General features: G+C 70.0%; 16 protein-coding genes. 7 read left to right on the top strand and 9 right to left on the bottom strand.

The features are described 5' to 3' along the window. The 6 genes from UK12_RS36470 to UK12_RS10250 form a co-directional block, all read right to left on the bottom strand. Positions 1 to 617, bottom strand: a 617-nt coding sequence (locus UK12_RS36470) for a TniQ family protein (RefSeq protein WP_197084723.1), incomplete at its 3' end; no start/stop codon positions are given. Positions 618 to 626: 9 nt separating this feature from the next. After that, positions 627 to 1,655, bottom strand: coding sequence for a TniB family NTP-binding protein (locus UK12_RS10270; protein WP_045302018.1), 1,029 nt, complete (start codon positions 1,653 to 1,655; stop codon positions 627 to 629). Between the two features lie 31 nt (positions 1,656 to 1,686). Further along, positions 1,687 to 2,244: a transposase gene (locus tag UK12_RS10265; RefSeq protein WP_231591131.1), complete on the bottom strand. Its 558-nt coding sequence runs from the start codon at positions 2,242 to 2,244 to the stop codon at positions 1,687 to 1,689. Further along, complete coding sequence (locus UK12_RS10260; RefSeq protein ID WP_045302014.1) at positions 2,211 to 2,756, bottom strand: winged helix-turn-helix domain-containing protein; 546 nt, start codon at positions 2,754 to 2,756, stop codon at positions 2,211 to 2,213. Before UK12_RS10260 ends, UK12_RS10265 begins: the two co-directional genes overlap by 34 nt. A gap of 50 nt (positions 2,757 to 2,806) precedes the next feature. Beyond that, on the bottom strand, positions 2,807 to 4,834 hold the full coding sequence (locus tag UK12_RS10255) for a Mu transposase C-terminal domain-containing protein (protein ID WP_231591130.1): 2,028 nt from the start codon (positions 4,832 to 4,834) through the stop codon (positions 2,807 to 2,809). Positions 4,835 to 4,881: 47 nt separating this feature from the next. Further along, on the bottom strand, positions 4,882 to 5,646 hold the full coding sequence (locus UK12_RS10250) for a TnsA-like heteromeric transposase endonuclease subunit (protein ID WP_052681781.1): 765 nt from the start codon (positions 5,644 to 5,646) through the stop codon (positions 4,882 to 4,884). A 495-nt stretch (positions 5,647 to 6,141) separates the two neighbouring features. Here UK12_RS10250 and UK12_RS10245 point away from each other — a divergent pair, with 495 nt between their 5' ends. Further along, positions 6,142 to 7,023, top strand: coding sequence for a serine hydrolase domain-containing protein (locus tag UK12_RS10245; RefSeq protein ID WP_197084721.1), 882 nt, complete (start codon positions 6,142 to 6,144; stop codon positions 7,021 to 7,023). Positions 7,024 to 7,563: 540 nt separating this feature from the next. After that, entirely contained in the window at positions 7,564 to 8,301 is a 738-nt protein-coding gene (locus tag UK12_RS10240; RefSeq protein WP_052681780.1) for a class I SAM-dependent methyltransferase, read from the top strand. A gap of 51 nt (positions 8,302 to 8,352) precedes the next feature. Here UK12_RS10240 and UK12_RS10235 read toward each other — a convergent pair whose 3' ends face one another. The 3 genes from UK12_RS10235 to UK12_RS10225 form a co-directional block, all read right to left on the bottom strand. After that, positions 8,353 to 9,156, bottom strand: coding sequence for a carbohydrate ABC transporter permease (locus tag UK12_RS10235; protein ID WP_045302046.1), 804 nt, complete (start codon positions 9,154 to 9,156; stop codon positions 8,353 to 8,355). Between the two features lie 196 nt (positions 9,157 to 9,352). Beyond that, on the bottom strand, positions 9,353 to 10,225 hold the full coding sequence (locus tag UK12_RS10230) for a carbohydrate ABC transporter permease (protein ID WP_045302010.1): 873 nt from the start codon (positions 10,223 to 10,225) through the stop codon (positions 9,353 to 9,355). A gap of 13 nt (positions 10,226 to 10,238) precedes the next feature. Further along, a complete protein-coding gene (locus UK12_RS10225) occupies positions 10,239 to 11,528 on the bottom strand; it encodes an ABC transporter substrate-binding protein (RefSeq protein ID WP_045302008.1) in 1,290 nt (429 codons plus the stop codon). Between the two features lie 219 nt (positions 11,529 to 11,747). Here UK12_RS10225 and UK12_RS10220 point away from each other — a divergent pair, with 219 nt between their 5' ends. The 5 genes from UK12_RS10220 to UK12_RS10200 all read left to right on the top strand — a co-directional run bounded on the left by UK12_RS10220 (position 11,748) and on the right by UK12_RS10200 (position 21,974). Continuing rightward, positions 11,748 to 12,809, top strand: coding sequence for a LacI family DNA-binding transcriptional regulator (locus UK12_RS10220; protein WP_045302006.1), 1,062 nt, complete (start codon positions 11,748 to 11,750; stop codon positions 12,807 to 12,809). Positions 12,810 to 12,869: 60 nt separating this feature from the next. Then, positions 12,870 to 14,144 carry a glycoside hydrolase 5 family protein gene (locus UK12_RS10215; RefSeq protein WP_045302004.1) on the top strand — a complete coding sequence of 425 codons (1,275 nt, stop codon included), beginning with the start codon at positions 12,870 to 12,872 and terminating at the stop codon, positions 14,142 to 14,144. A gap of 160 nt (positions 14,145 to 14,304) precedes the next feature. Further along, positions 14,305 to 16,779, top strand: a complete 2,475-nt coding sequence (locus UK12_RS10210) for an endo-beta-N-acetylglucosaminidase (RefSeq protein WP_045302001.1) — start codon at positions 14,305 to 14,307, stop codon at positions 16,777 to 16,779. A gap of 123 nt (positions 16,780 to 16,902) precedes the next feature. Beyond that, positions 16,903 to 21,114, top strand: coding sequence for an NEW3 domain-containing protein (locus UK12_RS10205; RefSeq protein ID WP_045301999.1), 4,212 nt, complete (start codon positions 16,903 to 16,905; stop codon positions 21,112 to 21,114). After that, entirely contained in the window at positions 21,111 to 21,974 is an 864-nt protein-coding gene (locus UK12_RS10200) for a DUF7158 domain-containing protein (RefSeq protein WP_197084720.1), read from the top strand. Before UK12_RS10205 ends, UK12_RS10200 begins: the two co-directional genes overlap by 4 nt. Positions 21,975 to 21,979: the final 5 nt, after the last annotated feature.

The following is a 21,979-nucleotide window of genomic DNA, read 5'->3' as shown; positions in this document are numbered from 1 at the left end:
GTGAGGTGGGCGAGTTCGTGCAGGGCGTGGGTGGCTGCGGGGACGAGCATGTGGTGCAGGGCCCGGTCGTCGAGGTTGCTGGTCTTCGTGGAGAACCAGGTGGGCAGCACTGCCAGCACCTCGGTGACGGTGAGGTGATTGGCCTGGGCGATGCGGGCCAGATAGGAGCTGAGGGTCTCTCCTGCGATCGGGACGACTCGGTGTGGCAGCACCGGTGTCCGCTCGTGCCCGCGGGCGGATGTGCGGGACATTCTGGATGGGACCTGGGGATCCTCCTCCTGCGAGTTGGTTTTCCGGCGGTCGGCCAGGACCGGCAGGCGGCGGTCCAGCGCACGGTAGAAGGTCGCCCGGCTCCCCTGGAAGCCGAGGCCGGCCACTTCTTTGAACAGGACGCTGGGCCGCAGGTGCGGATCCTCGGCGAGTCGCTGACGGCAGTAGCTGGCGAGGGGGTCGGTGAGCAAGCTTGGCCGCGGGGCCCGAATCCCAGGCGTCCTGCGGCCGTTGATGTAGTCGCGAATGGTCTGGTGGCTGTGGCCGGTGTGGTCGGCGATGGCCTGCACCGGCCATCCGGCCGCGTGCAGGGTGAGGATCTTCTCAGCTCGTTCTCGGGTCAGCATGAGTATTGATCACGTGGCGGGCGGCCGTTGGGACTGCGAAGTGAAGTCGGCGTCGACGGCGTCGAGGGCCTTCTTGGTGATCCTCTCGGTGCCGTCCAGGACGGCGTTGATGGCGGCGCCGCGGACCAGCCAGAGCAGGCTTCCGATCATCCCGTGGGTGCGCTGGTGCAGGTAGCGGTCGAGTCCGGTGAGGTCACCGGGCCGGTGGCGGTGGAGCCTGAGGCTGTCTTCCAGGGCTGCGATCAACGCGGTCCACTGCTGGTCCTGGCCGAACGGTCCGGTGCGGACCATGCCGAACCGGCCGGCGATCTGTTCTCCGCGCGTGCCGGAGAGCAGTCCGGTGCGTTCCAGGCTGATTCCGGCGTAGACGAAGGTGGCCGGGATGCGTTCGGAGAAGTACTTCAGGGTGTCGGAGGCTTCGGCACCGGCGCGTGTGGCGGTGTTGAGGTTGTGGAGTTCGTCGACTTCAACGAGGGTCACGCGGGCGTCCGTACTGACGCCGCAGACCGCGTCCGCGATGTCGGTGATGTTGCTCCTGGTGGAGATCGGCAGGTCGAAGAACCGGGCGAACTCCATCGCGATCATCTTGGGGGTGGCGGCGGGCGGGACGGTGACGTAGATGACCGGGATGTCGCCGGAGGAGTTCGGGTGACGGCGTCGGTGGATCACCTCGACGGTCTTGCCGAGCTGGGTGAGCGCGGTGGTCTTTCCGGTCCTCGCGGGACCGGACACCATCAGGCCGCAGCGCCCGTAGTGGGCGTTCTTGTTCATCTGGATCAGACGGCGGCCCGACGTGATGACCTGGCGGATCGTGGGAGTCTGAACCACCAGCAACCGCGAGTGGTGGTCGATGCGGTCGTCGTCGTAGAAGGCTCGTTTGTCGTCTGCCAGACCCGTCCAGATCGCCTCGGGCAGCAACTGCGGAACTGCGGGCATCTCGGTGACGAACCCGCGCCAGCCGGGCAGGGTGGTCAGTTGCAGATGCCCGTATCCGTCCGTGGGATCCCCGTCCTGCCCCGGGCCGCCCTCCTGGCTCACCGTCGCTTCTGAGGTTGAACCAGCAGGGTGATTACGGGGGTTGGAGTATCAGACCGGTCTCGGTGATGAAGCCCTCGATGAGTCCGGGGCGGTACTGCATTTTCTTGAGTCGGGTCCGGATGGCAACGGCGAGCTGGTCGGTGGAGTGGGGCGCGAGGTTGGCCAGGCTCTTCTTCAGATGCGCCCACACGCCTTCGGCGGGGTTCAGGTCCGGGGCGTATGCGGGCAGACGGAAGACGGTCAGCCAGGACCGGGCCGCGATGAGCTCGCGCACCGCACGGTCGGTGTGGGCGGTGGCGTTGTCCCACACCAGCACGATCGGCCCGCCGAGTTGCTGGTGTGCGGCATCCAACAGACGGGCGAAGTCCCGCTCTCGAAAGCCCCGCTTCTCGTCCTTGCGGCCGTGGTGGACCAGCATCCGGTAGATCACCCGGCCGGGCTGGCCCGGCCGGGTGCACACGAGCCCGGCGAGCGAGACGCGTCCCGAGCCCTTGCCCGTGACCTTCACGACGGGTGTGACGCCTTTACGGGACCAGGTGCGCGCCTTCGGCGGCCTCAGCGACTGACCGGCCTCGTCTTCGAAGACCACCCACGCGCCCTGGTCCCGTGCTGTTTTCCCACTTCGGGCCAGGTCCCCTCCCGCCAGGCAGCCACCGCCGCCTCGTCTCGCTCGACCGCCCGGTGTACGGGGACCTGCACACTCCAGCCGATCCGGTGCAACACCAACGACATGCCCTTCAGGCTGTAGGAGACCTTGAACAGCCGACGGACGAGCACGACGATCCGCGCCAGGGTCCAGCGCTGGTCCTCTCTCCAGCCATGCGCGGCCGGACCTCGCTCCAACTCAGCCTCAAGCCCTGCCAGTTGTGACGCATCGAGCCGGCACTGCGGACCCTGCGACCCCTTGGAGGCCAGGGCCTCGACCCCATCATTGCGCCACCTGGCATACCAGGCGTAGGCGGATTTCCTTGACACCCGCAGTCGCCGCGCGACCTCCGGCGGCCGTACCCCCTGCTCGAACAGCTCTGCGGCCTCGAAACGCACCCGTTCCCGCTTCGCCCGCCCCACAGCGGTCAACCCGCCGCCATCCGCATACCTCATACATATGGAGTAGCGGAAGGATCATCACCTGTCACCCCCTCAAGACAACCTCAGTTGTCCGCTTCGGTGAACGGGTCGAAGATCGGCATCGGAATCACCTTGGCGACGTTCTCCTCGGGCGTGTCGTCGGCCTGGTCCGGTTCGCTGTCGGCAACGCGGTCGGCTGGTTGGGCCTCGGGCGCGATTCGGGTGGAGGGCGGACTGGACTTGGTGCGGGCGGCGACATGCCGGTCCCGGCGGCTGAGTCTGGCTGTGTCCTCGCCACCACGGTCAGCGGGCCCCTGATTGGCGCGTCGCAGCAGATCAGCGACGGCATCGGCGAGTTCCTCCTCGCTCGCTCCGGGCAGGGTGCGGCGGGTGTGGTCCCAGGCCAGTTCGCCGAACGGGGCGGCAATGCGGTGCAGTTGCTTCCAGAAAAGGGTGATCCAGCCGCCCTTGCGGTGGTCACGGACCCAGATGCGGGACACGTCGTAGGGGTCGTAGTGGATCTCCCACAGATCCTTGCGGTCCTTGATGCCCGACCGCTGCTGCCGCAGCGGGTTCAGCGCCTGGTCGTCGTAGGTCCGGTGTTTGATCTTCACGCCGTAGGCGTTGATCGCCCGCCAGGTCGCCGGCAGCAGTTCGATGTAGTCATCGGCTGACAGTGCGACCGGGACATAGCCGGCCGTCTCGACGAGGGCGGCGTACTTCTCGTTCGGGCTGAACGTCCGCCCCGGGTGCAGGGGGTCGCGCAGCCCGTCGTGGGGCCGGGTCTGCCAGACCACGATCCACTCGTCCAGGAGTTCCTGCAGTTCCAGCAAGGACCACAGGGGCTGCTGTTCGACGTGTCGGCCGCGGCGTTCGGCGTTGAAGCCGGTGTAGCCCGCCACGAACTGGGCGAACAGCGTTCCGACCGAGCCCAGCATCCGCTCGATGTGGCCCTTCTCCCAGCCCGATGCGTCGTGAACCGGCTGGAAGTTGATGCCGAGGAAGTTGCAGGAGGCCCGGAAGTTGCGGGAGATGAACACCTTCCCCTGGTCGACCACGATGGCCTCGGGGACGATGACCGGCCGGGCGGCAGCGTCCTGCATGCGCGAGTCGATGTCCAGCAGCCGCCGGAACGGTAACGCCGAGCGTGACATCGCCAGTGCCTGTGCCCAGCCGGGCCTCATCGGCTCAGGGGTGACGGTGCGGGCCAGCAACACGCTGGCGTCCACGGCCTTGGTCGTCGGCCGCAGCACCGCCGCGGTCACGGTCCTGGTCGCAACATCGATCATGCCGGTCAGATCGACCCGGGCGCAGATCCCGTCGTCCAGGCGGACCAGCACGTCCAGCGGGGTCGAGTCCATCTGCATCAACTCGCCCGGCGCCACCGCACTTCTCTCGCCGAACGGCCCGTCGGGCCGGTCTGCCAGCGATCGGCGGGTGCGGGCCGATCCGGTCGTGTGTTTGCCCGCCGACAGCTTCTCCAATAGCCGGTAGAGACTGCGCTGCGAGGGCAACTCCACCACACCCCGGCCGTGATCGGCCTCCAGGATCTGACCAGTCCGCCAGAACAGGTAGGTCGCCGTCCGCGTGGAACCCTGCGCGGCCTCGGCGATCGCCTGCTGCATCGCCTCCACCACGATCGGGTCGACCCGGCCGTGCACGCTGACGGGCTTGCCGGACCGGCGGTCGGCCATCGCGACCACTCCGCGGGCCTCATAGCGGCGGCGGCGCTTGGTGATCGCGCTCGCCGTCACCGACCGCCCCGCAGCGGTCAGCTCCGCTGCCTTGGCCTGCTCACGGCGGGTCAGCGAGACCACGGCCGGGTCGTACTCCGGCTTCGGCCTCGTGCCTGGAGGCGCCTGCGGCGGAACCCCGCGCAACACCTCCACGATGTGCGCTTCCCACCACAACGCCTCCGCCGCGACCGCCTCCGGCAGCCCCTCCAACGGCGTCGCCGACGGAACCGGTGCCCGCGACGACGCGCGCACCACCTCGAAATCCTCGGCCGCCGACAACTCGATCAGGCTGATGTCAGTGACCACGCCGTCCGTGTCCGCCAGGCGCACGGCCGTGCCGGACACCGCGATCACCGTGTGCAGCACCCCGGCCACGCGAACTCGATCACCGATCGATACCCCGACAGGCCGACGCCCAGCGTTCACCACGCACCCTCCTTTGAACCGGCGGACCGCACCAGGGTGGCGGGGCCGAGCCGTTCGCGCGCGAGATCGGCCACCAGTTCCTGTCGCCACATCAGGTGAAACAGCGTGGGCAGCACCGCCAGCCGATCCCCGACGCCCTCGGCTCCCTCCAGCAACGGCGTCGGCGCTGCGAATATCTCCTGCACCCGGACTATGGTCTCCGGTCTGCAGGCGCAGCGCGGATGCCGGTAGCGGGCCAGCCACCGCAGGTTCGCCATCAGCCCGGGATCAGGGACACCCACGTGCTCAAACTCCCAGCCGACCGCCGAACAGGCCCGCTCGGTGGCCGCGAACGCCTCAGCGGTCCGCTCGTCCACCTGGTCTTCGGCCCGGACGTCGACCACGCGGGCACGGCCGTCGGCGAGCCGCACGAAGTAGTCCGGGGCGTGGCGCCGCTTCTCTTTCCCGTCATGCCAGTGCAGCCAGAACGGCTGCGAAGCGATCCCCACGACCTGCGGATCGAAGTCCATCAGGATCAGTCGGTCCTGTTCCAGCCACGACTCGAACCCCACATGGCGTCCAGTCGTCGCGGCCCACCACCAGCCTGGGAAATGCCCGAGTCCGCGCGACCAGCGGAACGTCCGTACCGGAGTTGCCTCCTCCCACGCCAGCCCATGGCACTGACCCAACGGAACAATCCGCTCGTGGCCTCCAGCACCGACGAACCGGAGCGTGAACCCGCCTCCGGCGGTGTCATGCTCTAACGCACCCGCAGTGCTCACCCGGTCACCTCGCCCCCATCGAGTAAACCGTAGTGGCAAAAAGCCGAGCTTGAGCAAGATTCAGTGGCAAAGAGGAAGATCGACTGTCACAGGACACTTCCCCCTCCTACGCAAGCGCGTCCTTCTCGCCCAAGCTGTCCTGTCACAGTTGATCTGGTCCGAGGCCAGGACTATGACCTGGGGCGACCGGATCAGTTGAAACGTCGAGATGCAGGCAGCCCAGTCGCTCTGGTCCCGGGGGCGGATGCCGGTTGTTGCCCCGGGTGTTGTGCTCCGACTCGGCTGCTCAGAGCCCGTGCCACGCCTGGGTGGTTCGGCCGCAGTCGACGGGCACTGAATAGCTTGGCAAGTCCTCTGGGAATCAGCGCCTTTGGCGCCCGACCTGGTGGGGTTAACCACAGCTGGAGTTGGGGGTAGCTGGCTCACCCCGAGCGGACGTCCCCGGAGATGCTGGGCCCGGCACACACTTCCCAGTAGTCCCCGAGGAGTTGTCTCGTGTACGAGCATGCACCGAACCGGGTCCGTTCCCTCCGCCATCGGCAGGGCGGTCGACGCAGGACCGTATCGACCGCACTCGCCGTAGCCGTCGGCGCCATGACGATCGGAGTGCTCGCGCCGCCTTTCGCGACCGCCGCCTCCAGGCCGGACGGCGTTCAGCAGAGCCTAAACGCGCTGGTGCGTGATGACGGCATGCCCGCCGTACTGGCCACCGCCAAGGGCCGCGACGGCCGGACCCATACCTACACCGCTGGCGTCGCCGACCTCGTCACCAAGGCGAAGGTGCCCGTCGACGGGCAGGTGCGGATCGGCAGCAATACCAAGACGTTCACTGCGGTGGTCGTGCTGCAGCTCGTCGGCGAGCAGAAGATCGGTCTGGATGCCACGATCGACACCTACCTGCCCGGTCTCCTGCGAGGGGACGGGATCGACGGGCGTCGCATCGCCGTCCGCCAACTCCTCCAGCACATCAGCGGGCTCCCCGACTACATGGCCTCCCCGCAGCTGACGGACTTCGCCGCCGTTCAGTACCGGTACTTCGACCCCCGCGACTTCATCGACATGGCCCTGGCACGCGAAGCCGACTTCTCCCCGGGCGCGAAATGGGAGTACGGCAACACGAACTATCTGGTCGCAGGCCTGATCATTCAGAAGGTCACCGGTGACGATGCTCCTGTCCTGGGGACGGTGCTCGGCTTCGAGCTCGCGACCATGTTCGGGAGCCACCTGCAGGATTTGCGTCTGGAGAGCTTCGATCCCGAGGCCGCGCCCACGGTCGCCCTCTCGCCCCGGACGTCTCCCGCTCCCCGAGCTATGTCAGCACCTTCAACGTGCCGTCCCGGCCTACCCGAAGCCGGACAGTCGGGACCCCCCATCTGACGCTAAATCAAATCTGGTTCTCAGTTGTGGTGACGATGGCGCTTCATCCGGATTCATGGTGAACCTAGCACCACCAAAAAGACGGATACCAGCGTGAATGACGCCGACTCCTCGACGGCGCAGGCTTGACGCCATGAAGGAACACCGCAACCGGGAGGGGGACGATCCCATGAGCGTCACCGAGTTTCCGTGTGCCACGGAGTCGGCTCGCCTGTCGCACCATCCGTTGCGCCGCCAGCCACCGCCGGCCACCGCCACCATCCTCACCAGGCCGACCACCAAGCCCGTGGGCAAACCGGCTGACACGGGCCGGACCGAGGGCCGCCAGTCTCGCGAGCGGTCGGATGGGTGGCTCGGTTGCGTCCTCATAGGTCGCGGACTGGTGATGCTGGCCGGGTCTCCGCAGCCCCGCGATCCCACAGCCACCCGACTTGGGGCCGCACGGCCCCGCTCCGCCCCTCAACTCACCCGTGCACAAACCCCGGCGGCTTCGGTCGCCCAGTCCCTCGCGCCAATGTACTCAACAGAAGGACAGCAGAAGTGAAACTCCACAATGCCCTGAAGCACTCCGGCACCCTCTGGGGGCTGGGCGCAGCTGCGGCCAGCGCGGCAGCCTGGTCCTGGTGGGCGCTGGACTCCGCGCCCTATCCCTACGCTCAGCACCGGCTGCTCGACCTGCCGCTGCCGTTCCTCGGGCAGGAACGACTCGACGCCATGCTGGAGCTGCGCCGAGGTGACCGCGTCCTGGAGATCGGTCCGGGGACAGGTCTCCAGTCCCTCAGGGTCGCTCCCCAGCTCGGCTCCGAGGGCAGACTCGACATCGTCGACGTCCAGCAGGAGATGCTCGACCACGTCATGGGACGGGCCGACCGGAGCGGCATCGGCAACATCCACCCGACCTGCACCGATGCCCATGAGCTCCCCTTCGACGAGGCCAGGTTCGACGCCGCCTACCTGGTGACGACACTGGGCGAGATCCCGCGGCCGGAGCTGACCCTTCGGGAGCTCCGGCGAGTGGTGAAGCCGGACGGGCGCATCGTCGTGGGCGAGTTCTTCGACCGGCACCAGGTCCGGCGGGCCGCCCTGGCCCACCACGCCAATGCCGCCGGCCTGCACATCAGCCGGTTCATCGGGCCGCCCTTCGCGTACTTCGCCCAGCTCAGGCCCTGTCCGGCCACCTCTGCGGGGCGCGCTGACCACAGCACTCCGCCGGGAGGTACTGCGGTCAGCAGCCACCGCGATGTTCGACCAGGCCGTCCGGTGGCCGAAATCCGTTAGCCGATAAGCGGGTTGCACTTCGGAGGCGTTTCCTGGGGCAGCGACAGCGGGCTATCCCTTGATCGCACCCTCCTCGACACCTCGGAAGAAGAAGCGCTGGAGGGCGGCGAAGACCACGACGATCGGAAGGAAGGCGATCATGGTGCCGGCCGCAATCACGCGGGGGTTGGCGCTGAAAGTGCCGTTGAGGTACTGGATGCCGACGGTGAGGGTGTACTTGTCGGGGTCCGTGAGGACGATGAGGGGCCAGAGGAAGTCGTCCCAGGCGCCGATGAAGGCGAAGATGACGATGACGCTCAGCATCCCGCGTACGTTCGGCAGCCCGATGTGGATCAACCGCTGCCAGACGTTGGCGCCGTCCACGATCGCGGCGTCGTCCATCTCCCCGGGGACGGCGCGGAACGCGGTGCGCATCAGCAGGACGTTCAGCATCCCGATCGCACCAGGCAGAGCGACACCGAGCAGCGTGTCCGCGAGACCGAGGCTGCGGACCGTCACGTACTGCGAGACGATGGTGACTTCACCCGGCAGCACCAGGGTCGCCAGGAAGATTCCGAGGATCAGCCGTGCACCCCCGAAGCGCAGTCGGGCGAGGGCGAAGCCCGCGAGCGTGGCCCCCACCACGTTGCCGCCGACGGTGATCGCAGCCACCACGAGGGAGTTGGCGGCGTACGTCCAGACCGGGACGGCCCTGACGGCCTCGGCGTAGTTGCCGAGAGTCGGCTTGCGGGGCAGGAAGCTGGGGGTGCGGGTGAAGATGTCCTCGGTGGGGGCTTTGAGGGAGGTGGAGAGCTCCCAGAGGAACGGGCCGACGGTGAGGAGGAGGACCAGGAGCAGCAGGAGATAGCGCACCACCTTTTCGGCGGTCGAGGTGGAGTTGAAGCCTCGGACCCGCCCGGCAGCTCGGCCCGTCCGGTCCGTCCGGCCTCTCGGCTCTGAGCGGTCGCCGACCACCGGATGCTGCAATGCTGTCGGATGCTGTCGAGTCACCGGCTGTTGTCGGGCCATCGCACGCGGCGGTCCAGTTGGATGCTGTCGGGCCATCGGATTCTCAGACCGCCTTCCGGTCGAGGCGCAGCAGCAGGAGCAGTGGGCCGACGGTGATGACGAACAGCAGCAGGCTGAGCGCGGAGGCGTAGCCGAGGTGTCCGGTGAAGCCTCGGCTGTACATCTGGATGAGCATGACCACCGACATGTCCCGGCCTCCCGGCCCTCCGGTGCCGTCGGAGAGGATGTAGAGCTCGGAGAAGACCCGCAGCGCCGAGACCGAGATCAGTACGGAGACCAGCAGCATGGTGTTGCGCACGCCGGGGAGGGTGACGTGCAGGAAGCGGCGGACGGAGCCGGCACCGTCCACGGCCGCTGCTTCGTGGAGTTCGCGGCCGACGTTCCCGAGAGCGGAGAGGTAGATGACCATGTAGTAGCCGAGCCCCTTCCAGACCGTGAGACTGATGGCGCTGAGCAGCAGCAGCCAGCGGTCGGTGAGGAAGGGCAGGGGTTGGCTGAGGACGTCGAGGCGCTGGGCGAGGCCGTTGACCAGGCCGCGCTCGTCCAGGACCCAGCCCCAGATGAGCGCCACCACGACGGCTGAGGCGATCACGGGGGTGTAGAAGGCGGTACGGAAGAAGGTGATGCCGGGCAGGCGTTTCTGGACGAGCAATGCCATGAGCAGCGGCAGCACGGTCAGCAGCGGCAGGCAGACCAGCATGTAGATCACACTATTCAGCAGTGCGTCGCCCAGCTGGTCATCGCTCAGGGCACGATCGAAGTTCTCCAGGCCGACGAAGTGCCCGCCGCCGAGCGGGCGGGCGTTGGTGAAGGAGAGGATCACCGTGTTGATGGAGGGCCACACGGTGAAGACGAGGAGCCAGACCAGTGCGGGCGCGATGAGCAGCCAGGGGGTGTACCAGCGTCGGTGCGTCATGGTCGAGGCGCTGTCAGTTCTTGAGGAGTTGGTCGCATCGGGCGACGGCGTCGTCCAGTGCCTTCTTGGAGGTGGTGCCGCCACTGATCGCAAGGGCGATCTGCTGGTTGACGATGTCGCTCATCGCCTGGTCCACCTGGACGGGTTGGAGCACAGCGGCCTTGGCGAGCGAGCTGAAGGCGATCACCTTGGCGGCGCTCGCGTTGGTACCGTCGCTCTTGCTGAAGTAGGGGTCGCTCGCTGACGCCTTTGTGCTGGGGAAGATGCTGGTGAGGTGGGCGAAGGCGGCCTGGTTCTCGGCGTCGGTGACCCAGCGGGCGAGGGCGAGGGAGGTGGGCAGGTTCCTGCTGCTCTTGGCGACGGACAGGCCCTGGACGTACAGCGGCGGGGTGCCCATGGCCGGCGAGGGGACGACCTTGGGGGCGAGCGTGGGGTTGTCGGTGGCAAGGCTGGTGATGTAGTTGCCGCCGCCGGTGGTCCAGGCCGCCGTGCCGGTGGAGAACAGCTTGGCGTTTCCGGCGTACTTGTCGGTCAGCACGTCCTTGGGCAGCAGTCCCTGCTGGTACGCCTCGCGGTAGCGGTCGAGCAGGGCGGCGGCTTCCGGGGTGTTGAAGGTGAAGCTCTTGCCGTCCTCTGCCATGATCCGCACGCCCGCGTTGGCGAGGTCGCCGAGGCCGGGCTTACGGCTCATCAGGTAGGCCTGGCCGCCGGACTTCTCCTTGAACACCTTGGCCTGCGCGATGAGTTCGTCCAGGTTGGTGGGCAGTTTCGCGGGGTCGAGGCCGTACTTGGTGAGGAGGTCGGCGTTCCAGTAGTTGACATCGGTGTTCAGGTACCAGGGGTAGCCGTAGGCGCCGGGCTGGCCCGCATAGCGGTAGGCGTCGATCCCGCCGGCCACATAGTCCTGGGCGAGGGCCGGGTCTGCCGAGGCGATGTCCAGCAGCAGTCCCTGCCTGACCAGGGGCAGGGCGAAGTCGGGTGGCAGGTTGACCACGTCGGGGAGACCGCCGCCGGCTGCCTGGCTGAGCACCTTGTCGGCGTAGCCGTCGGCCGGCTGGTCCAGCCAACTGACCTGGACACCGGGGTACTTGCGTTGGAAGGAGTCGATCACGCCCTGCATGTAGTCGGTGAACTTCGGCTTCAGTGCCCAGGTCTGAAGCGTCACCTTGCCCTTGATCTCTCCGGTGACGGCGGCGGACGCCGAATCGCCGCCGGGTGACGACGAGCCGCCACCGAGTCCGCATCCCGCCACCGTCGTAGCCACGACCGCGGCCACTGCCAGCCTTGCCCAGTACTTTCGCATGTGTTCTCCCGGCCTGCCCTGGCGCCGGCGCTCTGGTCGCCCGCCCATCAGCCTGTGTGAGTCTGCGTGCATTGCGTGTGGTCACGTGCTGCTGCGTGTCGCACTGCCGTACCGATCGCATATACCGATTGCGCGCATCGATTGCGTGTACTAAACCGCTCTAGTGCCCGGGACTATCCTCCGGGCTACACTCCCTGTCAAGAGAGAGGAGTCGGAGCCGTGGGGCGACCGACGATTGCCGACATCGCGCGGCAGGCCGGGGTGTCGAAGGGCGCGGTCTCGTTCGCGCTCAACGGCCGGCCGGGGGTGAGCGAGGCCACCAGGGAGCGGATCCTGCTGGTCGCCGAGGAGATGAACTGGCGCCCGCACAGCGCCGCGCGGGCACTCGGCGGGGCCCGCAGTGGAGCGGTCGGGCTGGTGATCGCCAGGCCCGCGCGGACCATCGGGGTGGAGCCGTTCTTCGCCCAGCTGCTCTCCGGGCTGCAGGCCGGGCTCTCGGCCAGGGCGGTGGCGCTGCAGCTGCTGGTGGTCGAGGACACCGCGGCCGAGATCGAGGTCTACCGGCGCTGGGCCTCCGAGCACCGGGTGGACGGCTTCATCGTGGTGGACCTCAAGGTGCGCGACGAGCGCGTCGAGGTGCTGGAGCGGCTCGGTGTCCCCGCCGTCGTACTCGGCGGTCCTGGCAGGCACGGCACTCTGCCCAGCGTGTGGGCGGACGACCGGGAGGCGATGCTGTCGATCGTGCACTACCTGGCCGCGCTCGGCCACCGCCGGATCGCCCACCTGGCCGGGCTGCCCAGCTTCCGGCACACCCAGCGCCGGATCCGCGCCCTGCGCGACTCGGCCCGCAGCCTCGGGCTGATCGAGGCGGTCTCGGTGCCGACCGACTTCAGCGACTCCGAGGGCGCCGCCGCCACCCGCCGCCTGCTCGCCCAGCCGCAGCGGCCGACCGCGATCGTCTACGACAGCGACGTGATGGCGGTCGCCGGGCTCGGCGTGGCCACCGAGATGGGCGTCCCGGTGCCCGGCGAGCTCTCCATCGTCTCCTTCGACGACTCGGTCCTGGCCCGGATCGTCCACCCTGCCCTCACCGCGCTCTCCCGGGACACCTTCGCCCTCGGTGAGCAGGTGGCCCGCCAGCTGCTCACCGCGATCGACGCCCCGGGGACGGTCCGCGACCTGCAGACGCCCACCCCGCTGCTCACCGTCCGGGAGAGCACCGGCCGGCCGGGAGAACCCGGGCCGTCCGGCCCTCGACGGCGGTCTTGGCAGACGACCTAAAGCGGTTTAGGCTCCTGCCCGACCAGGGGGTCCGCCCTACCCGGCAGCCGGAGGACGCGCGTGACCACGCAGCACCCAAGCCCCGACCGAGTCCGATTCGGCGTCAACTACGTACCCTCGGCGGGCTGGTTCTACAGCTGGCTGGACTTCTCGGCCGATGCCGTACGGCGCGACTTCGAAGATCTGGCCGGCCTCGGTCTGGACCATGTCCGGGTCTTCCCGATCTGGCCGTGGATCCAGCCGAACCGCTCGCTGATCCGACGGCGCGGCATCGACGATCTGCTCGAACTGATCGACATCGCTGCGGAGTTCGACCTGGACGTGGCCGTCGACCTGCTCCAGGGCCACCTGTCCAGCTACGACTTCCTGCCCTCCTGGGTGCTCACCTGGCACCGGCGGAGTCTGTTCACCGACCCCGCCGTCCGCGAGGGCATCACCCGCTATGTGGACCGGGTGAGCCGGGCCGCCTCCAGCCGGTCGAACGTCTTCGCGATCACCCTGGGCAACGAGGTCAACAACCTCTGGCCGGCCAACCCGACCGACGCCAAGGAGTCCTCCCAGTGGGCCGCCGAGCTGCTCCGGACGGTCGACGCGGCCGCGCCGTACGTGCTCGGCCTGTACTCGCTGTACGACGCCGCCTGGTACGACCCCGAGCACCCGTTCCACCCCGCCGACGCGGCCGAGCTGGGCGATCTGACCACCGTCCACTCCTGGGTCTTCAACGGCGTCTCCGCCCTCGACGGCCCGCTCGGCCCGGCCACCGTCTCGCACGCCGACTACCTGGTCGAACTCGCCGCCGCGACCGCCTCCGACCCCACCCGCCCGGTCTGGCTCCAGGAGATCGGCGCGCCCCGCCCGGACGTACCCGACGCGGACGCTCCATCCTTCGTCCGCCGCACCCTCGACCAGCTCCTCCCCAATCCCGCGCTCTGGGGTGTCACCTGGTGGTGCTCGCACGACCTGGACCGCTCGCTCGCCGACTTCCCCGAGCGCGAGTACGACCTCGGCCTGTTCACCACCGACCACCGCCGCAAGCCGCTCGCCGCCGAGCTCGCCGCCGTCATCACCGAGCAGCGCGCCGACGAGCGCACCGCGCAGCACTCCGGCCGGCGGGGCACGGCCTCCGACCGCCCCGGCCTGCTCTGCCCGGTCGATCTGCGCGAGCGCCCCGACCGTCGCGCCGAGGTCGCCCCCGGCAGTGCCTTCCACACCGAGTGGGTACGGCTGCGCGCCTCGGGACCACTCGCCATCGTCCCCGCCGTCCGCGCCGCCGACCCCGAGTACCTGACCGCGCGCGGCGTCGCCAGGCTCATCGAGCCCGGCGGCCGGTCCTGACCGCCACCCCCGCCACGCAAGCCGCGCCCGCCACCCCCGCCACGGACCGCCGGCACCGGTACACCAACTGCACCCGCTGACCTGACCACCCGACGGAGCCACCGCAACCGCCGGCCCCACCGCACCCGACCACTCGCCCCGTGCTGGATCGGAGACCCTGATGGGATTCAGACAGCTGCCCCTCCTACTGTGTGCGGCCCTCGCCGCCGCCGTCCTCGGCACGGTCCCCGCGACAGCGGGCGCCCGAGCCGACCCCACCGCCGGAGCGAGGAACACGGCCGAGGCCGCCCCCGCGTCCACCGCCGACGGCAGCCAGCCGTACGCCTCGTACTGGTACCCCGACACCCTGCTCGGCTGGGACCCGGCGAGCGACCCCGATGCCAGGTTCAACCGCTCCCGGGTCCCCCTCCAGCCGCGTACCGCCGACCCGGTGCTGCGGGCCAACCCGAATGCCCGTACCGACCAGGCCCGGATCTCCTCGCTGGTCTCCTTCGGTCCGACCTCCGCCAACCCCTCGCAGGGTTCGGCCGACCCCGGCTACTACGCCTTCGGCTACTGGCAGTATGTGAACACCCTGGTGTTCTGGGGCGGTTCGGCGGGCGAAGGGCTGATCCTGGCGCCCAATGCGACGGTCATCGACGCCGCGCACCGCAACGGGGTCAAGGTCTACGGCACGGTGTTCTTCCCGCCCACCGCCTACGGCGGGCAGCTGCAGTGGGTACGCGACTTCGTGCAGAAGTCCGGTTCCCGCTACCCGGTGGCGGACAAGCTGGTGCAGGTCGCCAAGTACTACGGCTTCGACGGCTGGTTCATCAACCAGGAGACCGCCGGCGGCGACTCGGCCCTCGCCACCGAACTGCGCAGCACGATGACCTACGCGCGGGCGCAGGGGCCGGTCGAGTTCCAGTGGTACGACGCGATGACCGAGTCCGGTGACGTCGGCTGGCAGAACGCGTTGAACTCCGCCAACGACGCCTTCCTGCAACAGGGTTCGAGCCGGGTCGCCGACTCGATGTTCCTGAACTTCGACTGGACCGCCGCCGGGCTGGACTCCTCGCGCAGCGTGGCGCGGTCGCTCGGCCGCAGCGAGTACGAGCTGTACTCGGGTGTCGACACCGAGGCGGCCGGCTACCGGACCTCCGTCGCCTGGGACGCGCTCTTCCCGCCCGGCAAGCCGCAGGTCACCTCGCTCGGCCTGTACCGCCCCGAGTGGACCTGGAAGTCGGCCACCGACCGCGCCGACTTCTACGCCAAGGACTCCCGCTACTGGGTCGGCGCCAACGGCGACCCGTCCAACACCGGCACCTCGGACTCCTGGAAGGGCCTGTCGAACTACATCGGCGAGTCCTCCCCCGTCACCGCCAAGCCCTTCGTCACCTCCTTCGACACCGGCCAGGGCGACTTCTACGACTCCGCCGGGAAGCGGGTGAGCACCGGCGGCTGGAACAACCTCTCGCTCCAGGACGTCCTGCCCACCTACCGCTGGCTGGTAGCTTCGAGCGGCAACAGGCTCAGCCCGTCGATCGACTTCACCGATGCCTACGAGGGCGGTTCCTCACTGCGGCTGACCGGGCGCCTGGACGCGACCAACACCGTGCGGCTGTACGAGTCCCGGTTGCCGGTGAACACCGGCACCAGGCTGTCCGTGGTGTTCAGGACACCTTCCGCCGGGGCATCCCACCTCAGCGCGGCCGTCTCCTTCACCGACAACCCCACCGCCTTCACCACCATCGGCCTCGGTACGACCGGCGGCAGCGGCTGGGAACGCCGGACGCTGGACCTTTCGGCGTACGCGGGCCGGACCATCGCGCAGATCGGCCTCCAGGTCTCCGCACCGAGCCCGATCGCCTCCTACAATGTGAGGATCGGCCAGCTCGCGGTGTACGACGGACCGGTGGCCGCCACAGCCGCGCCCACCGGCCTCACGGTGCTCGGCGCCACCGACGTCTCGGCGAGCCGCAAGTCGCTGCGGCTGTCCTGGACCCCGCCGAAGAGCGGTGCCGTGCACCACTACGAGGTGTACCGGCGCAACCCGGACGGCAGCCGGACCTTCCTCGGCGGTACGCCCAACGACGCGTACTACGTCCCGCAGCTGGACCGGGTGGGGCAGGAGAGCGCGACCGCCATCGAGGTCGACGCGGTATCGACGACCTACGGGCGTTCCAAAGCCGCCACGGCCGAGGTGAGTTGGTCCGACACCCCGCCTGCCGCAACCAATCTGGCACTGAACCGTCCGGCCACCGCCTCCGGGCAGTGCGACGCCGACGAGGGGCCGGCGAAGGCCGTCAACGGCAGCGTCCTCGGCGGGACCGGCGACAAGTGGTGCACGCTGACCGGTACCAAGTGGCTGGAGGTGGACCTGGGTTCGGCACATCCGCTCACCCGGTTCGTGGTCAGGCACGCCGAGGCGGGCAAGGAGAACCCGGCCTGGAACACCCGTGACTTCACCATCCAGGTCCGCTCCTCCACCGCCGACCCGTGGACCACCGCCGTCACCGTCACCGGCAACACCGCAGGCACCACCACCCATCCGGTGGACGTCACGGCCAGGTACGTCCGCCTGAACATCACCAGACCCACCCAGAACTCCGATCCCGCCGCCCGGATCTACGAGTTCGAGGCCTGGGGCTCGTAGCAGCAGCACCAGGACCGACAGTCGGCAACCAACAGTCGGCAACCGAGAGCCAACCACCAGCAAGGCAGCAACCAGCAGGCAGCACCACCGCGAAACACCCTCCCACCAGGAAGGACCCACCCCGTGCCGGTCGCCATCACCGCCGTGGAGAACACCGACCTGTTCGTCGGCACCGAGGACGCCCCCCGCCAGGTGCTACGCGTCACCCTGGACGGCCCCGCGGACGGACCGGCCGTCCGGGTCACCGTCGCCGGCTCCGGTGTCAGCGGCGAGGCAACCGGCACGGGCGTGGTCGAAGTCCCGCTCACCATCGATGATCCGGTCGTCGGTGCCCGGCTGCCGGTCACGGTCGGGGCCCAGGGCGCCGAGACGGAGGCGAGCGTCGTCGTCGCCGAGCCCGGCTGGACGATGTACCTGGTCTCGCACTTCCACTACGACCCGGTCTGGTGGAACACCCAGGCCGCGTACACCTCGCCGTGGGAGCTGCTCTCCGGCGACGCCACCACCCGGCCGCTGTGGGAGCGCAACGGCTTCGCACTGGTCGACGCCCACCTGGATCTGGCGCTGCGCGACCCGGTGTACAAGTTCGTGCTCGCCGAAATCGACTACCTGAAGCCGTACTTCGACCAGCACCCGGAGCGCCGCGCCGATCTGCGGCGGCTGCTGGAGCGCGGCCAGGTCGAGCTGGTCGGCGGCACCTACAACGAGCCCAACACCAATCTGACCGGCGCCGAGACCACCATCCGCAACATCGTCTACGGCATCGGCTACCAGCGCGAGATCCTCGGCGGCGACCCGCAGACCGCCTGGCAGCTGGACGTCTTCGGCCACGACCCGCAGTTCCCCGGCTATCTGGACGCGGCCGGGCTGACCGGGAGCGCCTGGGCCCGCGGTCCGTTCCACCAGTGGGGGCCGATCCAGAAGAACTTCCGGGCGGCCAAGGACGACGCCACGGTGATGCAGTTCCCGAGCGAGTTCGAGTGGATCTCGCCCTCGGGACGCGGTGTGCTCACCCACTTCATGCCGCACCACTACTCCGCCGGCTGGTGGATGGACTCCTCCCCCGATCTGGCGACGGCCGAGCAGGCCGTCTACGAGCTGTACCGCAAGCTCAAGCCGGTCGGCGCGACCAGGAACCTGCTGCTTCCGGTCGGCACCGACTACACCCCGCCGAACAAGTGGGTCACCGAGATCCACCGCTCCTGGGCCGCCAAGTACGTCTGGCCGCGCTTCAGTTGCGGCACACCGCACGACTTCCTCACCGCGGTCCGCGCCGAACTCGCCGCCTCCGGACGGCGGCCCAGCCCGCAGACCCGCGACATGAACCCGGTCTACACCGGCAAGGACGTCTCCTACATCGACACCAAGCAGGCCCAGCGGGCCGGCGAGGTGGCCGCCGTGGACGCCGAGAAGCTCGCCACCCTCGCCGCGCTCCACGGCCTGGGCGGCTACCCCGATGCCGCACTCGACAAGGTCTGGCGCCAACTCGCCTACGGCGCACACCATGACGCGATCACCGGTTCCGAGTCCGACCAGGTGTACATCGACCTGCTCTCCGGCTGGCGCGAGGCACACGACCTGGCCGCCGCCGTCCGCGACACCGCGCTGGACGCGCTGATCGGCCGGATCGACACCACGGGCGAGGGCACCGCCCTGGTCGTCGCCAACAGCCTCTCCTTCGACCGATCGGCCCTGGTGGAGCTCCCGCTCCCGGAAGGCACCGACGGCGGCCGGGTGCTGGACGACACCGGCACCGAGGTGCCCTGTGCGGTGGACCGGGGCACGCTGCGCTTCCTGGCCACGGACGTCCCGGCGCTCGGCTGGCGGACCTGGCGCTTGGTGGACGGCGAGCCGAACGCCGCCTGGCACCCCGCCGAAGGCCGGGTCATCGCCAACGAGCGCTACCGGATCACCGCCGATCCGGCCCGGGGCGGCGGCCTGTCCAGCATCCACGACCTGCGCCACGAACGGGAGTTGATCCGGGACGGCCAGGTCGGCAACGAGCTGCGGGTCTACGAGGAGTACCCGCAGCACCCGGACTTCGGCGAGGGCCCCTGGCACCTGGTCCCGAAGGGCCCGGTGGTCGGCGCCTCCGCCGGAACCGCGACCGTCCGCCGGGAGAGCGGCCCACTCGGCGAACGCCTGGTGATCGCCGGCACGGTCGAGGGCATCAGGTACGAGCAGACGGTCACACTCTGGCACGGCATCGAGCGCCTCGACTGCCGGACCAGGGTGGTCGACTACGCCGGAGCGGACCGGTTGCTGCGGCTGCGCTTTCCGGTCGACCTGCCGGGCGCACTGCCGGTCAGCGAGGTGGCGAACGCCGTGGTCGGCCGCGGCTTCGCGCTGCCGGACGTCGATGCGGCCGAGTCGCCGTGGACCTTGGACAACCCGGCCAACACCTGGTTCGGGCTCGGCGCCACGGCCCGGGTCTGCCTCCACGACCTCACCGGAGCGGCGATCGGGGAACGGGCGCTCGGTGTCGCCGAGGTGGTGGTCCCGTCGCTGGAGGCCGCCGCCGAGGCGCGCGGACTTCTCGTCGCCCTGGCCCGGGTGGGCGTCACCGCGACCACCGCGAGCGCCGACTGGTCCCGCTACGGCTGGCTGGACGTCGACTCCAACCTCCCGGACTTCCGCATCGTGCTCGGCGGCCCCGAAGTCAACGACGCGGCCAGGGAGCTGCTGGAACGCGCGGGCGCCGAGTACTCCGCCGCACTCAGGACGCACGGCCGGGTGTGGGTGCCGGCCGACAAGCCGCTGCACGAGATGTGGCAGCCCGGCGCCGACCTGCGCGACCTGCGGGCACTGCCCGCCCTGGTGGTGACCGACCCCGCCGCACTCGCCGAGGACCTGGCAGACGCCCGGATCTCCGCCACCTGCCCCGGCCCGGCGGCCGAGGGCGAACTGCTCACCGACCACACGGTCGCCCTGCTCACCTTCGGCCTGCCCGGCTTCGCCGTGGACCCGAGCGGCGCCCTGCACCTGTCGCTGATGCGCAGTTGCACCGGCTGGCCGTCCGGGGTCTGGATCGATCCGCCGCAGCGCACCCTGCCCGACGGCGCCTCCTTCCAACTCCAGCACTGGACACACGAGTTCAGCTACTCGCTGGTGTCCGGCGACGGTGACTGGCGGGCGCTGACGCTGCCCGCCCAGGGCCAGGAGTTCAACCATCCGCTGTACACCCGGCTCGCCCCCGCACACCCCGGCCCGCTGCCGGCCGGTCTGGCCAACCTGCGGGTCCAGCCGGAGCGCGAGGTGCTGCTCGGCGCGCTCAAGCCCACCGGCAACCCGATCGCCCGGGGCTCGGCGGCCACCACCGACCCGGCCGCCGGGGTCACGCTGCGCCTGGTCGAGTCCACCGGCCTCGGCAGGACCGCACGGCTGGAGGGCGCCCTGCGGTTCACCGAACTGCGGACGGCCGATCTGCTGGAGCGGCCCGGCGAACCGCTCACGGACCACCCCGAGCTGCACGGCTCGGAGGTCGCGACCCTGGTCGGCGTACCGGAGCAGGCGAAGCAGCCGGTCGCCGGCGGGCCGGCGCTCGGGCCGGTCGCGGAGGTGGCGCAGCCCGTGCACGCCCGGTACTGGCTGCACAACCGGGGCCCGGCGCCGATGGGGTACCTGCCGGTCTCGGTCGGTGTGTCGCCGGGGCTGCTGCGCACCGACGGCAGCCCGGTGGAGGTCTCGGTGGTACTGGCCTCGCACCTGCGCGATGCGGCGGTCGAGGGCACGGTGAGCCTGCTGGCGCCGGACGGGTGGGAGGTGAGCAGCGGGCGGCGCCCGTACCGGCTGGAGGCCGGGGGTCATCTCCGCTTCCCGGTGACGCTCCGCCCGTCGGCGGGTACGGCACCCGGCCTGTACTTCGTGGCCGTGCGGGTGGAACACGCCGGGCAGTCCGTCGAGGACGTGGCCACGATCGCGGTCGGCGAGCTGCCCGCGCTGCTGCCGGTGCCCGGCGAGGTCCCCGAGGACTGGGCCGCGGCGCAGGGGACCAAGGCCGCGACCGGCCGGGACACCGGTCTGTCGGTGGACGTCACCTCGTCCTCGTTGCGGCTTTCGCCGGGCGGACGGGCCGAGTTGGGGGTGGTCCTGACCAACCGCACGCAGGGTGAGATCCGGGGCGAGCTGCAACTGGTCTCCCCCTGGGGGACGTGGGCGGCGGTCGCCGATCCGGTCCGTGGTTTCGTCCTGCCCGCCGGTGCCGAGCGGACGGTCGGGTTCGAGCTGGCCGTCCCGCGCGATGCCGAGACCGGGGCGTACTGGGCGCTGGCGAAGGTGATGTGGTTCGGCCGCTGCCAGTACGCGCCGACCGTCGAGTTGGTGATCGTCCCGTGAGCACCACGACGCCCGGACAGCACGGACAGCACGGACGGCGTGGGCGACACGGCCACCCGCACCCGCAGGGGCACGGGCAGACGCACGGTCATGGGCACGCGCACGGGCACTCGTGCGATCACCCCGCGCCCGGGATCCTCGGTCTGCTCGACGGCCGACCGCTGCCCAGGACCGAGCTCGACCGCCGCCTCGCCGCCCTGCGCGGCGGGCCCCGCTCATCGGCGCTGCCCGTCCCCGGGAGCACCGAGGACCGCCAGCTGACCCGCTGGGTCGCGCAGGTGGTGCTGACCGAGGAGCTCTGTGGCGCCGAGGCCGCCGCACGCGGGCTGGACACCGAGGGTCCCGGCCCGGGCGGCGGGCAGGCGCCGCCCGCCCGGCTCGACCAGCGCGCCGCCGTCGAGCTCGGCTCGATCGCCGCCGCCGCGTTCGAGGGCAGCGCCGCCGTGCGGGCGGTGTACCGGGCCGTGACCGCCGAGGTGGCCCTCTCCCCCGACGAGGTCGCCCGCTACCGAACCGCCGTCCAGGAGCGGCCGGCCGAGGGCGGCCCGCTCTGGCGGATCGCCACACCGGACGGCGAGTTCGACGCCCGGCCGCAGACGCTGCCGCTCGCCCTGGCGGCCGCGCTGCGCACCGCCGGGCCCGGCGTCGCGGTCACCGTCGACGGCTGGACGGCCACCCTGCTCACCGAACGCGACGATCCGCCCTCCCCGGCCGACCCGGCCCCGGAGCTGCTCGCGGCCGCCCGCCGGATCGCCTTCGTCCGCTGGCTCGACCACGCCCGCGCGCACCGTCTGCAGCTGGTGCCGGGCCTGGAACACCCCGGTGACCCGGCCCAGCCGGACAACCACCACCGGCACTGACCCGC

The sequence above is a fragment of the Saccharothrix sp. ST-888 genome (assembly GCF_000955975.1).
Lineage (GTDB): Bacteria > Actinomycetota > Actinomycetes > Streptomycetales > Streptomycetaceae > Kitasatospora.
Note: the sequence above shows the minus strand (reverse complement) of the source record. Positions and strands in the feature narration are given on the sequence as shown.

Excerpts from the sequence above, each read along its gene's own strand:
- UK12_RS10210 (WP_045302001.1), top strand. The coding sequence starts at position 14,305 with ATGGGATTCAGACAGCTGCCCCTCCTACTGTGTGCGGCCCTCGCCGCC.
- UK12_RS10225 (WP_045302008.1), bottom strand. The coding sequence starts at position 11,528 with ATGCGAAAGTACTGGGCAAGGCTGGCAGTGGCCGCGGTCGTGGCTACG.
- UK12_RS10260 (WP_045302014.1), bottom strand. The coding sequence starts at position 2,756 with ATGAGGTATGCGGATGGCGGCGGGTTGACCGCTGTGGGGCGGGCGAAG.
- UK12_RS10230 (WP_045302010.1), bottom strand. The coding sequence starts at position 10,225 with ATGACGCACCGACGCTGGTACACCCCCTGGCTGCTCATCGCGCCCGCA.